The 13,110-nt window shown below is 62.7% G+C and carries 13 protein-coding genes and 1 pseudogene; 3 read left to right on the plus strand and 11 right to left on the minus strand.

The window, feature by feature from the left end:
- Window positions 1-6: 6 nt before the first annotated feature.
- The 8 genes and pseudogenes from IF103_RS05455 to metG form a co-directional block, all read right to left on the minus strand.
- Entirely contained in the window at window positions 7-186 is a 180-nt protein-coding gene (locus tag IF103_RS05455; RefSeq protein ID WP_023379033.1) for a PA3496 family putative envelope integrity protein, read from the minus strand.
- Window positions 187-291: 105 nt separating this feature from the next.
- Window positions 292-930, minus strand: a complete 639-nt coding sequence (nth, locus tag IF103_RS05460) for an endonuclease III (protein ID WP_023379034.1) — start codon at window positions 928-930, stop codon at window positions 292-294.
- Window positions 927-1,454, minus strand: a complete 528-nt coding sequence (locus IF103_RS05465; protein WP_023379035.1) for an Rnf-Nqr domain containing protein — start codon at window positions 1,452-1,454, stop codon at window positions 927-929. Before IF103_RS05465 ends, nth begins: the two co-directional genes overlap by 4 nt.
- Window positions 1,447-2,049 carry an RnfABCDGE type electron transport complex subunit G gene (locus IF103_RS05470; RefSeq protein ID WP_027907475.1) on the minus strand — a complete coding sequence of 201 codons (603 nt, stop codon included), beginning with the start codon at window positions 2,047-2,049 and terminating at the stop codon, window positions 1,447-1,449. Before IF103_RS05470 ends, IF103_RS05465 begins: the two co-directional genes overlap by 8 nt.
- Window positions 2,046-3,014, minus strand: a complete 969-nt coding sequence (locus IF103_RS05475; RefSeq protein ID WP_202675921.1) for an RnfABCDGE type electron transport complex subunit D — start codon at window positions 3,012-3,014, stop codon at window positions 2,046-2,048. Before IF103_RS05475 ends, IF103_RS05470 begins: the two co-directional genes overlap by 4 nt.
- A gap of 10 nt (window positions 3,015-3,024) precedes the next feature.
- Window positions 3,025-3,846: pseudogene (gene rsxB / locus IF103_RS05480) on the minus strand (electron transport complex subunit RsxB); the annotation flags it as partial.
- Window positions 3,843-4,391, minus strand: a complete 549-nt coding sequence (locus tag IF103_RS05485) for an Rnf-Nqr domain containing protein (protein WP_027907477.1) — start codon at window positions 4,389-4,391, stop codon at window positions 3,843-3,845. The gene IF103_RS05485 and the pseudogene rsxB, both read right to left, overlap by 4 nt.
- A gap of 70 nt (window positions 4,392-4,461) precedes the next feature.
- A complete protein-coding gene (metG, locus tag IF103_RS05490; protein ID WP_027907478.1) occupies window positions 4,462-6,501 on the minus strand; it encodes a methionine--tRNA ligase in 2,040 nt (679 codons plus the stop codon).
- A gap of 155 nt (window positions 6,502-6,656) precedes the next feature.
- Here metG and apbC point away from each other — a divergent pair, with 155 nt between their 5' ends.
- Window positions 6,657-7,751, plus strand: coding sequence for an iron-sulfur cluster carrier protein ApbC (gene apbC, locus IF103_RS05495; RefSeq protein ID WP_023379041.1), 1,095 nt, complete (start codon window positions 6,657-6,659; stop codon window positions 7,749-7,751).
- Between the two features lie 189 nt (window positions 7,752-7,940).
- On the opposite strand, the gene IF103_RS05500 is transcribed toward apbC, so the two are convergent.
- On the minus strand, window positions 7,941-8,150 hold the full coding sequence (locus tag IF103_RS05500; protein ID WP_003254922.1) for a cold-shock protein: 210 nt from the start codon (window positions 8,148-8,150) through the stop codon (window positions 7,941-7,943).
- Between the two features lie 329 nt (window positions 8,151-8,479).
- Here IF103_RS05500 and dcd point away from each other — a divergent pair, with 329 nt between their 5' ends.
- Window positions 8,480-9,046 (plus strand): dCTP deaminase, encoded by a 567-nt coding sequence (gene dcd, locus IF103_RS05505; protein WP_008096785.1) that lies wholly within the window; start codon window positions 8,480-8,482, stop codon window positions 9,044-9,046.
- A 97-nt stretch (window positions 9,047-9,143) separates the two neighbouring features.
- Entirely contained in the window at window positions 9,144-9,371 is a 228-nt protein-coding gene (locus tag IF103_RS05510) for a hypothetical protein (protein WP_023379042.1), read from the plus strand.
- 21 nt (window positions 9,372-9,392) lie between these two features.
- Here IF103_RS05510 and IF103_RS05515 read toward each other — a convergent pair whose 3' ends face one another.
- Both IF103_RS05515 and IF103_RS05520 read right to left on the minus strand, forming a co-directional pair.
- Window positions 9,393-10,508, minus strand: coding sequence for a succinylglutamate desuccinylase/aspartoacylase family protein (locus IF103_RS05515; protein ID WP_202675922.1), 1,116 nt, complete (start codon window positions 10,506-10,508; stop codon window positions 9,393-9,395).
- Between the two features lie 107 nt (window positions 10,509-10,615).
- Window positions 10,616-13,057: a penicillin acylase family protein gene (locus IF103_RS05520; protein WP_202675923.1), complete on the minus strand. Its 2,442-nt coding sequence runs from the start codon at window positions 13,055-13,057 to the stop codon at window positions 10,616-10,618.
- Window positions 13,058-13,110 lie beyond the last annotated feature (53 nt).

Raw genomic sequence — 13,110 nt, forward strand, 5'->3', positions numbered from 1 at the left:
GGGGGACTACAGGTCGTAGTCGAAATCGGCCAACTGCTTTTGCAGGCGTCGCTCTTCCAGCAGGTTGTCAATGGTGCGGCGTTTGCTCAGGTTGGTCTTCGCGGTTTCTACCTGAGGTTCCGCTTCGTCGTCGGCGGTAGCAAATTCATCTTCGATGGACAGGTCGTCGTCTTTATCGGTGCTCATTGAGTCGCTCCAAGCCAAAGGGCCATTGGCGGTCCTTATAACGAGAAAGCTGAGCCCGGTAAAAAAGATTTTTTCAATCGTCAGCCCCCGTTTTTTGCTATCGACTCAATCGTCCGAAGTCTTGTGCTTGTACTCGCAAAGGTCTTCGATCCGACAGCTTCCGCAACGCGGCTTGCGCGCCTGACACACATAGCGCCCATGCAGAATGAGCCAGTGGTGGGCATCGAGCAGGTAATCCTTGGGCACGAACTTGATCAGTTTCTTTTCCACTTCCAGCACTGTCTTGCCGGGCGCGATGCCGGTGCGGTTGCTGACCCGGAAAATATGCGTATCGACCGCCATGGTGGGTTGCCGGAAGGCAGTATTGAGGACCACGTTGGCTGTCTTGCGGCCCACACCCGGCAGGGCTTCCAGGGCCTCGCGCGTTTCCGGGACCTGGCTGCCGTGGCGCTCGATCAACAGGCGGCAGGCTTCGATGACGTTCTTGGCCTTGCTGTTGTAGAGCCCGATGGTCTTGATGTATTCGCTCAGCCCCTCAACGCCCAGGGCATAGATGGCTTCTGGCGTGTTGGCCACGGGAAATAGCCGCGCCGTGGCCTTGTTGACGCCAACGTCGGTGGCTTGAGCCGAGAGGGTCACGGCTACCAGCAGTTCGAACGGTGTGGTGTAGGCCAGCTCGGTCTTCGGGTCCGGATTGTCTTCGTGCAGCCTGCGGAAGATTTCCAGGCGTTTTGCGGCATTCATGGGGCGACGCTTTCCTTCGGCGTTAAGGGCAGGGTTGGGCGAAGGCGATTGTACAAGGCCAACAGCATGCCGAGTATCAGCAGGGCGCCTGGGGCAAGGCTGGCCAGATGCAGGTTCAGGCCTTCACTCAGCCATTGGCGGGTGGCGCCCAAGAGTGTGCAGATCATAACCATACCGCTCAGTTGCCATACCCACTGTCGCCAACGCCCCTCCATTGGCAACAAGTTGTCCCACGCGATGCACGCAAGGCACAACAGCACCGGGTAGAAGCCCAGCGACTGGGCAATCGGCAAGGCCCAGGCACGCAGGCCAAGCTGCAGGCAACTGGTAAGGGCAGCGATCAGTAGCAGGCTTGCCAGCTGGTACGCCGCTGCGCTGAGCCGGCAGCGCAGAGGCGCCAGCAATGCCTGGTGAGCGAGCGTCAAGCCCAGCATACACAGCGCGATGCAGGCGCCTTGGGTCAACGTGCGGGTAGCCCCGAGCACGGGGAGCAGGCTGGCAGCCAGCCAGAAATAGTTATTCATGAACAGCGTCCTCGAGCAGCGTTTGCCGATGCTTGTCGAAGTAACTTAAGGCGTCCTGCAACGCTGCGATCACTGCCCGCGAGGTGACCGTGGCGCCCGCCAACTGGTCGAAATCTCCGTGGTCGCGCTTGAGCGCCCAGCGGTCCTTCAACTGCCGGTTGGCAAACTGTGCCAGCCAATCCACTTGCGGGTCGATGATTCGCGCGCCCAGTCCAGGGCTTTCCTGTTGTTCGAGTACCTGGCTGCCAATCAAGCGCCCGTCGGGGGCGATGGCGATGCTCAGCTGGATGACGCCGGAATAGCCTTGGGTCTCGCTGAGCAAGATGATAGCCGTCAACCTCGTGCCGAGCGTCGCCCGGTAGGCCGCGATGATACGGCTGTGCGGCTGCTCGGCTTCGGGTACCTGCAACGCGGCGGCCAGCGGACGGTTGTCATAGCTGCCTGCGGGCAGGATGACGAGCAGTTGACGTTCCTTCAATGCTTGCTCGGCTTGGGTGATCGCGGGTTGAGTCCAGTGGTGCCAGGCCAGTGTGGCTGACACGGCCAGTCCCCCAATGGCGATCAGCCAGGCTGTCGAGGCGTTGAGGCGGTTCACGGCGAGGCCTGCGTGCGTCGCAAGGCAAGACGCTCAAGGCAGGGGACGGTAAGGTTCATCAGCAGGATGGCAAAGGCGGTGCCATCAGGGTAACTGCCCCACGTGCGGATAAGGTAGATCAACAGGCCCGCACCGAACCCGAACAGCAACTTGGCCAAGTCGCTCTTGGGGCCGGAGACAGGTTCGGTGGCAATGAAGAAAGCCGCCAGCATGGTCGACCCGGAGAACAGGTGAAGCAAGGGTGAGCCATGGGAGTCCGAGCCCGAGCCGTTCCAGCCCAGCAAGCTGAACAGCGCAAGCCCCGCGAGCAACCCCGTCGGCGTCTGCCAGCCGAACACCTTGCGCTGCATGAGCACGAGGCCTGTGAGCAGGAACGTCAGGTTGACCCACTCGATGCCGCGCCCGCCAAGGGTGCCGAAACCTGGATGTTGGGCGAACAGTTCGTCGATGGTCAGGCTGCGGTTGTGGCGCAGGCCGTCGAGGATGGTCGGTTGTGCCCAGGCATCGATGGGCTCGTTGGCCAACACCTGTTGCAGGCTGTCCAGAAGGCCGGGCGACTGCCCCGGCCAATGGTTCATGTGCAGCGGGAAGCACAGCAGTACCAAGGCGTAGCCGACCATGGCCGGGTTGAACAGATTGCGGCCCACACCCCCAAAGGCTTGCTTGCCAATACCAATGGCGGCGCTGGCGGCGATCACCGGAATCCACCAGGGCGCGTGGGTCGGCAGGGCGGCAGTCAGCAGCACTGCGGTCACCAGTGCACTGCCATCGGCCAGCGTCTCGGCGACGGGCTGGTCGCGCAATGCCAGCAGCGATGCTTCACAGGCCAGGGCTGCGCCGCAGCACAACAGCAAGCTCAACAATAGGCCCCAGCCGTGCAGCCAGAACAGTGCCAACAGGCCAGGCACGCAGGCCAGCAGCACCAGCCCCATGGCGTTGCGCATTCGCGGCTCAGGCGCTGCCATTTCCAGGACCTGCCTGAAGCGCATCGAGGTGTTGCTGGGCCTGGTCAGCGGCAGCTTGCAACGTTTGCAGTTGGGCGAGCTGGTCGTCGCTGGGCGTTGCGCCAAGCGCGGTTCGGGCCTTGCTCAGCTGCGCCCGGCTCATGGCTGCGGCAATCTTGGCCTGTTTGAGTGCCGCATCATTGTTGGAGGCTTGCTGGGCTTGTACCCGTTCCATGGCCGCCTTGATCGGGTCGGACGCCCTTAGTGTGCTGTCAGGTGCGCTCGCGGCTTTGGCTGTATGGCGTGCCGCACGCTGGGCTTCGCGGCGGGCTTCATCGCGCAGCAGGCGGATCGCGCGCTGTTCATGGCGATGACGCGCCTGATCGCGACGCCGCTGGCGGTCCTGCAACTGCCTGGGGGTATGGGCCAAGCCACCGACTACCGGTACGACATCGGGCGGTACGGGGAGCATGTCGATGCAGTCGACCGGGCACGGGGCCAGGCACAGGTCGCAGCCGGTGCACTCGGCGGCGATCACGGTGTGCATCAGCTTGGCCGCCCCGACTATGGCATCGACTGGACAGGCCTGGATGCACTTGGTGCAGCCGATGCACTCCGCTTCGCGTATGAACGCCACCTGCGGTGGCGCGCTGCCACGCTGTGGGTCAGGCGCGATCACCGGGAGGTCCAGCAAGGAGGCCAGGGCCTGGATGGTTTCGCTGCCGCCTGGCGGACATTTATTGATCGCTTCGCCCGCGGCAAGACCTTCGGCATAGGGCCGACAGCCTGGGTGGCCGCATTTACCGCATTGGGTTTGCGGTAGCAGGGCGTCGATGCGTTGTATCAGACTCATTGTGTGAATAATCCGTTCAGGCCGGAGAACGCCATCGCCATGATCCCGGCGCCGAGCAAGTCGATGGGCAAGCCCCGCAGGCTGACCGGGATGTCGGCCTGTTCGGTGCGCTGGCGCAGGTCGTTGAACAGCGCCAGTGCCAGCCAGAAGCCAAGGCCAGTCAGTAGCGCGCTGGTGGTGACCACCAGTGCGCCCTGGCCTTCGGCCGTCGCTTGTACCGACAAGCCTAGCAGTGGAGCCCCGGCTGGCATGAGCGCCGTTAGCGCGGTAACAGGCCAGTCTGGCCGTAACTTTGCCAGTACCCATTGCACCGCCCAACTCACCAGCGCGAGCCATGGAAGTAGCAGCAACAGTTGCAGATCCTGCAGTTGCCAGGGCACCAGCAGTACGCGCACCAGCAATTGCCCGCCAGTCACTCCCAGTAAGATCGCCAATGCGCACGCCATGCCAAGCACATGCACGTGCAGCCGCGAAGCGGGCTGGCGTTGAAGGGTCAGGAAGCTGATCAGTGCAGCGCTGACCAGAACCAGCATGTAGTCGTTCATGGGATGACGATAGCCGGGAAATGTCGGCCGTGGATGCAAATGCCCCGGCGGTTGAGCCGGGGCTGGGGCGTTACTTGATGCGTTGGCCTGGCTTGGCACCACTGTCGGGGCTGAGCAGGTAGATTTCTTCACCACCAGGGCCTGCCGCCATGACCATGCCTTCGGAAACGCCGAAGCGCATTTTGCGCGGCTTGAGGTTGGCAACCATCATGGTCAGGCGGCCTTCCAGCTTCGATGGGTCAGGGTAGGCCGACTTGATGCCCGAGAACACGTTGCGTTGTTCGTCACCGATGTCCAGTGTCAGGCGCAGCAGCTTGTCTGCGCCTTCAACCGATTCGGCCTTGACGATCAGCGCCACGCGCAGGTCGACGGCGGCGAAGGTGTCGAACTCGATTTCGGCCGACAGTGGGTCCTTGGCCAGTTCGCCGTTGCCAGCAGGGGCCTTGGCTTCGGCGGCCAGCAGGTCTTCCTTGCTGGCGGCGACCATGGCTTCGACCTTGGCAGGTTCGATGCGGCTCATCAGCGCCTTGAATGGGTTGAGCTTGTGATTTTCCAGGCGCAACAGGTGGTCATTCCAGGACAGCGGGGCGACGTTGAGGAACGCCTCGGCATCGGCGGCCAGTACCGGCAGTACCGGTTTGAGGAAGATCACCAACTGACGGAACAGGTTGATGCCCTGGGCGCAGATAGCCTGGACTTCATCCTGCTTGCCTTCCTGCTTGGCCAGCGACCACGGCGCCTTGTCGGCGATCCAGGCGTTGGCGCGGTCGGCCAGTGCCATGATTTCGCGCATGGCCCGACCAAAGTCGCGACCTTCGTAGGCTTCGGCGATCGATGGCGCCGCCGCCAGGAACGCTTCGGTCAGCTCGGGTGCGGCGTCGCCGGCAACCATCACGCCGTCATTGCCCTTGTGAATGAAGCCTGCGCAACGGCTGGCGATGTTGACCACCTTGCCGACCAGGTCGGAGTTGACCTTCTGCACGAAGTCTTCGAGGTTCAGGTCCAGGTCGTCGACGCCACGTCCCAGCTTGGAGGCATAGTAGTAGCGCAGGTATTCGGGCTGCAGGTGGTCCAGATAGGTGCGCGCTTTGATGAAGGTGCCGCGCGACTTGGACATTTTCGCGCCGTTGACGGTCAGGTAGCCGTGCACGTTGATGCCGGTTGGCTTGCGGAACCCCGAACCTTCGAGCATCGCTGGCCAGAACAGGGCGTGGAAGTTGACGATGTCCTTGCCGATGAAGTGGTACAGCTCGGCCTTGGAGTCTTCTTTCCAGAATGCGTCGAAGTCAAGCTCCGGACGGCGTGCGCAGAGGTTCTTGAAGCTGGCCATGTAGCCGATCGGCGCGTCCAGCCAGACATAGAAGTACTTGCCCGGCTCGCCTGGGATCTCGAAGCCGAAGTACGGCGCATCACGGGAGATGTCCCACTCCTGCAGGCCGGCGTCCAGCCATTCGGCGAGCTTGTTGGCCACTGCGTCCTGCAAGGTGCCGCTGCGGGTCCACTGCTGCAGCATGGCCTGGAAGTCGGGGAGCTTGAAGAAGAAGTGCTGCGAGTCGCGCAAGACCGGGGTCGCCCCCGAGATGGCCGACTTGGGGTTCTTCAACTCGGTCGGCGCGTAGGTGGCACCGCACTTCTCGCAGTTGTCACCGTACTGATCTTCGGCCGCGCACTTGGGGCAGGTGCCCTTGATGAAGCGGTCAGCCAGGAACATGCCCTTCTCTGGGTCGAAGTACTGGGTGACCGAACGGGTGGCAATGTGTCCGGCATCACGCAGGCGCGTGTAGATCATGCTGGACAGCTCGCGGTTTTCTTCGCAGTGGGTGGAGTGGAAGTTATCGAAGTCCACCAGGAAATCGGCGAAGTCGCTGCTGTGTTCGGCCTGGACGTTGGCGATCAGTTGCTCAGGCGTGATGCCTTCCTTCTCGGCGCGCAACATGATGGCCGAGCCGTGGGCGTCGTCGGCGCAGACATAGATGCACTGGTTGCCACGCAGTTTCTGGAAGCGAACCCACATGTCCGTCTGGATGTACTCGAGCATATGGCCAAGGTGGATGGATCCATTGGCATAGGGCAGGGCGCTGGTGACGAGAATCTGGCGTGGCTCGGACATGTTGGCTCGGCTACTTATCTGGCTCGGGTAAAAACAAGGGTGATCGGCAACTATAAAGGGCTGGGAAATATATTTCACCCTAAGGACGCATCTACTGACGATTGACGGGTTAGGATAAGCGCCTGTTTCACTTTCGTTTGCCAATGGGAGCCTCCATGAGTGCCGTCACCCGTGCCGCCGTCGAAGGCGTGCTTCGCCAGTACACCGACCCGTATCTGAACCTGGACCCCGTGAGCGCCGGCTGCGTGCGGGCCATCGACATCCAGGGCGGCCAGGTCAGCGTGCAGTTGCAGTTGGGGTATGCCGCTGGCCTGTTCAAGAATGGCTGGGCCCAGGTGCTGCAGACAGCGATTGAGAACCTCGACGGCGTCACCTCGGCCCAAGTGTCGATCGACTGCGTGGTGGCTGCGCACAAAGCCCAGGCCCAGGTGCCGGCCATGGCCAATGTCAAGAACATCATCGCCGTGGCGTCCGGCAAGGGCGGGGTAGGCAAGTCGACCACCGCGGCCAACCTGGCCCTGGCACTGGCCCGTGAAGGCGCCCGAGTGGGCATTCTGGATGCCGACATCTATGGCCCGAGCCAAGGTGTGATGTTCGGTATCGCCGAAGGTACGCGCCCGCAGATCCGCGAGCAGAAGTGGTTCGTACCGATCAAGGCCCATGGTGTGGAAGTCATGTCCATGGCGTTCCTGACCGACGACAACACACCGATGGTCTGGCGTGGCCCGATGGTCTCCGGCGCGCTGTTGCAACTGGTGACCCAGACCGCCTGGGACGACCTTGACTACCTGGTGATCGACATGCCGCCCGGCACGGGCGACATCCAGCTGACCCTGGCTCAGAAGGTGCCGGTGGCCGGTTCAGTGATCGTCACCACACCTCAGGACCTGGCGTTGCTGGACGCCAGGAAAGGCGTGGAAATGTTCCGCAAGGTGAACATCCCGGTATTGGGTGTGGTGGAAAACATGGCCGTGCACATTTGCTCGAACTGCGGCCACGCCGAGCACCTGTTCGGTGAGGGCGGCGGTGAGAAACTGGCTGCGCAGTACGGTGTCGACCTGCTGGCCTCGTTGCCGTTGTCGATGCTGATTCGCGAACAGGCAGACAACGGCAAGCCGACGGCCATCGCCGAGCCGGAAAGCCAGATCGCCATGGTTTATCAAGAGCTGGCTCGCCAGGTGGGCGCGCGGATCGTGCTGCAGGAAGCGGCTGCACCGGCGATGCCGAGCATCACCATCAGCGAAGACTGAGGTTCGCTCAGGAGGCTGCGCGGCAGGCGCCGGTTTGCCGGCGATCACCGACGCGGCCACCACCAAGCAGCGCGCCAGCGCCTGAAAGCACCGCGACGATTTTCCGATCACTGCAGTAGCAGTGTGATCCAGGCATAAAAAAACCCGCCAGATGGCGGGTTTTTTTGAAAGCGAGGAAGCGAGATCGACTTAGGCGATCTGAACTTCTTCAGCCTGCATGCCTTTCTGGCCGCGGGTAGCGACGAAAGTAACAGCCTGGCCTTCTTTCAGGGTTTTGAAGCCGTCAGCTTGGATGGCTTTGAAGTGCACGAACAGGTCGTCGCCCGACTGAGGGGTGATGAAGCCGTAGCCCTTCTCATCGTTGAACCACTTAACAACACCGGATTGACGGTTGGACATGTTTCTGTCTCCTTGGACAAAGTTGATTACGGTCAGGAAAAACCCTGGCCGGGACTGAGCGCAAAGAGAGCAGAAAATTCAGCGATGGGTCGATAGGAATCGTGCATCAAACTAGAGATTCTCGGTGTCACGTGCAGCACAGTGGCGTCACCTTAACCCACTTTCCACGACCTGCCAATCACCAAGATGGCCTTTGTCGAAATTCAGATCGACGGCCACCGTAGGCCCCGTCTGGCGCGGGGTGCGGCATGGAACTTTAACCTGAGCGCGTGGACCGGTAAGATGCGCATCTCGATTTTCACCTCGCAACCCTTCAGGACACCCCCGCCATGAGCATCAAATCGGACAAGTGGATTCGCCGCATGGCGCAGGAACACGGCATGATCGAACCGTTCGTCGAGCGCCAGGTGCGCGGCGAGCAGGACAGCCGGGTGATTTCCTTCGGCGTCTCCAGCTACGGCTACGACGTGCGCTGTGCCGACGAATTCAAGGTGTTCACCAACATCAACTCGGCCACGGTCGACCCGAAGAACTTCGATGCCGGTAGCTTCGTCGACGTCAAGAGCGATGTCTGCATCATCCCGCCAAACTCCTTTGCCCTGGCGCGCACGGTCGAGTATTTCCGTATTCCACGCAACGTACTGACCATCTGCCTGGGCAAAAGCACCTACGCCCGTTGCGGCATCATCGTCAACGTCACCCCGCTCGAGCCTGAGTGGGAAGGGCACGTGACCCTGGAATTCTCCAACACCACTACCCTGCCGGCGAAAATCTATGCCAACGAGGGTGTGGCGCAGATGCTGTTCCTCGAGTCCGACGAAGAATGTGAAGTGTCCTACAAGGACCGCGGCGGCAAATACCAAGGTCAGCGCGGCGTCACCCTGCCGCGTACCTGAGTCGACGAGCGCGGGGAATTCCTTGCGCCTTTGGCACTCCAACGAGGTAACCGTGCCGATGCGCGTGAGGCGCATCGGCTCTGCTCAGGAGCTGTCAATGAAACTCCATCCCGCGATCAGTGCGAAGCTGGCTGTGCTTGAGCCTAATCAGATCGGCCTGCTGGCGTGGTCATTGCTGGCGCACCCGCTGCCGATGCAGGCGGGCGGTGTGCCGCATCAGCCCGACCCTGATACTCCGCAGCCGCCCGACCCTGGTGAAGGCCAACCCATGGAGCCCGGCGAGCCAACCTTGCCCGACGAGCCACCGCCTTCCCCCGTGGCCTGACACCCGGCTGCCTGAGCGTGCTCAGTTGGCCAGCAGGTAGCCGCTGCGCACCACCTGTTCCCCCGCGACATGGGCGATAACCATGCCGGCGGTTGTCATACGCCGCACACTGCGGGCGTACAGCAGCCCCGGCTGACTGTTGCGGATCGGCGTGACCCGGTCATTGAGCGGGTCGATGACTTCTGCGATCAATTGGCCCGCTTGCACATGCTCTCCCGGTTTGGCGTGGTACACCAGTAGCCCGCCCAGCGGGGTGTGTACCGGTTCAACGGCCGCCAGGGGAGTGGCCGGGCGGGGCAAGGCCGGCAGCGGCGCGCAGGCACCTTCGACAACCCCTTTGTAGGTCAGGTAGTCGAGAATGGCCTGGCAATCCTTGCTGGCCAGTTCATGGCTGACGTCGGCTTGCCCGCGCAATTCGACGGTGACCGAGCAATTGCCCAGTGGAATCGGATAGCGCTTGCCGAAGCGTTGTTGCAATTGCCACCAGACCAGGCTGAAGCATTCATCGAATGACTGGCCCCCGGAGTCGGTTGCCAGCAGGCTGGCCTGCGCTCCCAGGTAACGGGCCAGAGGCTCGACCTGCGGCCAGGCTTCCGGGGTGGTGTACAGATGTTCGACCGCTTCGAAGTCGCAATGCAGGTCCAGCACCAGATCGGCATCGCAGGCCAGGCGCTGCAGGGTCAGTCGCAATGACTGCAGGGGCGTTTGCGCCGGATGTGCGTCCAAACCCCGGCGCAGGTATTCGCGGATCAGCGCGACATTGTGCGCAGGATCCTGGCTCAGGTGTTGTTCGACCTGGTCGCCGATGCTGTCCGACAGGTCGACGAACTTGCGGTTGAAATTCTCGCCACTTTGCAGCTCGAAGCGCCCCAGCGGGGCGTCCAGCAGCACCTGTTCCAGGCCGACCGGGTTGGCCACCGGCACCAGAATGATCTCGCTGCGCAGGCGGCCTTGCTGTTCCAGTTCGGCCAGCCGACGCTTGAGGTGCCAGGCCACCAACATGCCCGGCAGCTCGTCGGCATGCAGCGAGGCCTGGATATACACCTTGGTGCTACCGCGGGGGCCGAAGTGGAAACTGTGCAACTGGCGAGTGATCCCCGGCACCGGGGAAAGCAGGTCATGGGTCGAGTGGTGCATGGTGGTCCTGGCTACGTGGCGAAAACGGTCTGCGACACGGGTCGGCACAAAAATAGAAGCATAAACTGCGCGGTTGCGCCTGTCCTGGACGCCACCGCGTGATCCATCTACTTGCCAGGGACCAGCGTCAGACGTTGGTTGCCGTACACCCGGGCGAAGTTCTGCGGTTGCATTGGCAGGCTGGTGAATCGACCTTTGAACCAAGCGTCCAGGCCGTCACTGTAATGCCTGCTGGCCGGGTTGCCGGATTGCCCATTGCTGGTCAGCACCTGCAGCGGTTCGGCCTGGCCAAAGTCGACGATCAGGCGGGCAGACGCCGGAAGCCGGGTATCGAAGTCGTTACCCCAGGCGTAAGGCGTCAGCGCCAAGGTGCTGAAGTCGCCTCCGGCGGCCAGCGGCGGGCGGCTGAGAGCATCGCCCAGGCCATGGTAGGCCGTGCCTGGCCAGCGATACTGGTGCAGTTTGCCCCACTGCCAGGCGCGACGGTCCGCACCCAGTTGCGCTATACCGGCATCCACCGCCGCCGCCAGGCTGCGCGCGAGAATGGCCGGTTTGTCTTCTTTTTGCGGGGTGTTGCGATCGTCCCAGAACGGGCTGTCTTCGCGTCCCAAGAGGTGATCGGCCTGGGCCGAGTAAGACAACCGCGCATTGCCGACGAAGGCGTGCCAGACGGCGCTGGATTCCGGGCCGAGGTCGTCGAGGAAGGTCTGCCGGGCAGCTTCCTGAAGGAACAGTTCATACAGCGCCGCATCGGCCGATACCGGGCTCAGGCGGCCATCGAATGCCTTGAGCCGCGCCAGGGCATCGCGGGCTTTCTCGCGCTGACCAGCGGGCAGGGCGTCGATGGCCTGCTTGAGTGGTTGGGCCATGCCTGGCGCGTCGAACATCTGCTTGAGCTTGTCGGCCAGCAGCGTGACCTGGTCGTTTTGCAGCGCCATCAGGCTGCGGCTGTCATGGCGACCATTGCCGGCCAGCTGAGCGAGGCGTTCGGCGCGCTCTGGGTAATACCAGGTGTTGGACAGTTGCATGCCATAACCGCGTGGCTGACTGCGCTGGTTGGCGTGGCCAAGCCAGCCGGCGGGTGGGTCCTGGTCGTAGGGGTGCAGCATCGGATCGGCGAAGCCGTCCCAGTCGTAGCGTCCGTCCCAGCCGGGCGATGGCAGCAGGCCCTGACCTTCGCGGCGGTTCGGGTATCGACCGCTGACCTGCCAGCCGATGTGCTCCGCTTCGGCGAAGACGAAGTTCAGAGCGACGGCTGTGACCTCGCGGGTGTTGTCGAAGGCGCGTTCCACCGAAGGCGCGCGGGTCAGGTCGAACAGCGCGTCGAGACTGCGGTCGCCCTTGAGCTGTGGCAGATTCAATGCCAAGCCCAGCGTGGCGTTGCCAGGTTGGGCGAGCAGGGTACCGTGGCGGGTGTCATACATGATTTCGCGCAGCGGGCGTTGGCCATGGACGAAGAAGGTTTCGCTGCGCGCGCGGGCAGCTTGCCACTTGCCATCGGCCAGGTAGTTCAGTTGGTTGCCCTGGCGGCGCAGCTGCTCTATGTACAGGTCCTGGTTGTCGGCCATGACCGCGCTGCTGCTCCAGGCCAGTTTGCCGTTGTAGCCTGCCAGCACGATGGGCAGGCCGGGCAGCGACAGGCCGGCGACTTGATACTTGCCAGTGTGGATCTGCACTGGGGTCAATGCCCAGGCTGCGCGGCTATCGCTGGCCAGCAGGCTCTTGCCACTGCGGCTGCGTTGCGGCCCCAGGGCCAGGTTGGCCGAGCCTGGGCTGCCGAGCAAGTCAAGGTCGGCAAGCTTTTGACTGGCCGCGGTCAGGGGCGCCAGGCCCGGTAGCTGACTGGAAATGTTCAGGCCTTTGAGCTTGTCGAGTTCGGCCTCGGCCAATGGTTCGTCCGCAGCGCCAGGCAACAGCCAGTGCAGCTTGTCGTTGCCGACCTTCTGCGCCAGGGTCAGGGCGCTCAGTTCTTCCTGCAGGTTCACGGACTGGCTGAAGGCGTACAGGCTGAAGATCAGGGCTGAGTCTTCGGGTTTCCAGTACTCCGGCCGGTAGCCGCTGTTGGCCAGGTTGGCAGGAAGTTTGTCGCGGTAGCGGAAAAGATAGGCATTGACCCCGCGTGCATAGACTTCGAAGAAGCGTTTCAGACGTGGTGAGGCGTCTGCATACAGTTGGGCCGAGCTTTGCTTGAGGTTGGCGGCCCGCATCAGGCGGTCGATGTCCAGCGCATCGCTGCCGGCCAGTTCGGCAAGGCGGCCTTGGGCGAGCAGGCGCATGGCCAGCATCTGTTCGATGCGATCGCCAGCGTGAAGGTAGCCCAGGCTGAACAGTGCGTCGTGGAAGTTGCTGCTTTCGATCAGTGGCGCGCCCATGGCGTTGCGTCGAACCGTGACATTCTGTGCCAAGCCTTTGAGCGGCTGGACGCCAGTGGTCGGTGGGACACTGTCTTGGTAGCCGCCCATCTGGCAACCGGCGAGTCCGAGCATGCCGAGCAGCGTGGCAGCCATCGTGAGCCGCGGGCGGAAGGGTGGAAAGGCGGGGGCGGCCATGACAAGGCTCCTGCTAGGTATGGCGGGGGGTTGGAAGGCGCTTAAGGTAGCAT

The organism is Pseudomonas sp. SK2 (genome assembly GCF_016772395.1).
Lineage (GTDB): Bacteria > Pseudomonadota > Gammaproteobacteria > Pseudomonadales > Pseudomonadaceae > Aquipseudomonas > Aquipseudomonas taiwanensis.

What these genes read in the sequence shown, in the direction of transcription:
- IF103_RS05455 (WP_023379033.1), bottom strand. Translation starts at nt 186, where the DNA reads ATGAGCACCGATAAAGACGACGACCTGTCCATCGAAGATGAATTTGCT.
- nth (WP_023379034.1), bottom strand. Translation starts at nt 930, where the DNA reads ATGAATGCCGCAAAACGCCTGGAAATCTTCCGCAGGCTGCACGAAGAC.
- IF103_RS05465 (WP_023379035.1), bottom strand. Translation starts at nt 1,454, where the DNA reads ATGAATAACTATTTCTGGCTGGCTGCCAGCCTGCTCCCCGTGCTCGGG.
- IF103_RS05475 (WP_202675921.1), bottom strand. Translation starts at nt 3,014, where the DNA reads ATGGCAGCGCCTGAGCCGCGAATGCGCAACGCCATGGGGCTGGTGCTG.
- IF103_RS05485 (WP_027907477.1), bottom strand. Translation starts at nt 4,391, where the DNA reads ATGAACGACTACATGCTGGTTCTGGTCAGCGCTGCACTGATCAGCTTC.
- metG (WP_027907478.1), bottom strand. Translation starts at nt 6,501, where the DNA reads ATGTCCGAGCCACGCCAGATTCTCGTCACCAGCGCCCTGCCCTATGCC.
- apbC (WP_023379041.1), top strand. Translation starts at nt 6,657, where the DNA reads ATGAGTGCCGTCACCCGTGCCGCCGTCGAAGGCGTGCTTCGCCAGTAC.
- IF103_RS05500 (WP_003254922.1), bottom strand. Translation starts at nt 8,150, where the DNA reads ATGTCCAACCGTCAATCCGGTGTTGTTAAGTGGTTCAACGATGAGAAG.
- dcd (WP_008096785.1), top strand. Translation starts at nt 8,480, where the DNA reads ATGAGCATCAAATCGGACAAGTGGATTCGCCGCATGGCGCAGGAACAC.
- IF103_RS05510 (WP_023379042.1), top strand. Translation starts at nt 9,144, where the DNA reads ATGAAACTCCATCCCGCGATCAGTGCGAAGCTGGCTGTGCTTGAGCCT.
- IF103_RS05515 (WP_202675922.1), bottom strand. Translation starts at nt 10,508, where the DNA reads ATGCACCACTCGACCCATGACCTGCTTTCCCCGGTGCCGGGGATCACT.
- IF103_RS05520 (WP_202675923.1), bottom strand. Translation starts at nt 13,057, where the DNA reads ATGGCCGCCCCCGCCTTTCCACCCTTCCGCCCGCGGCTCACGATGGCT.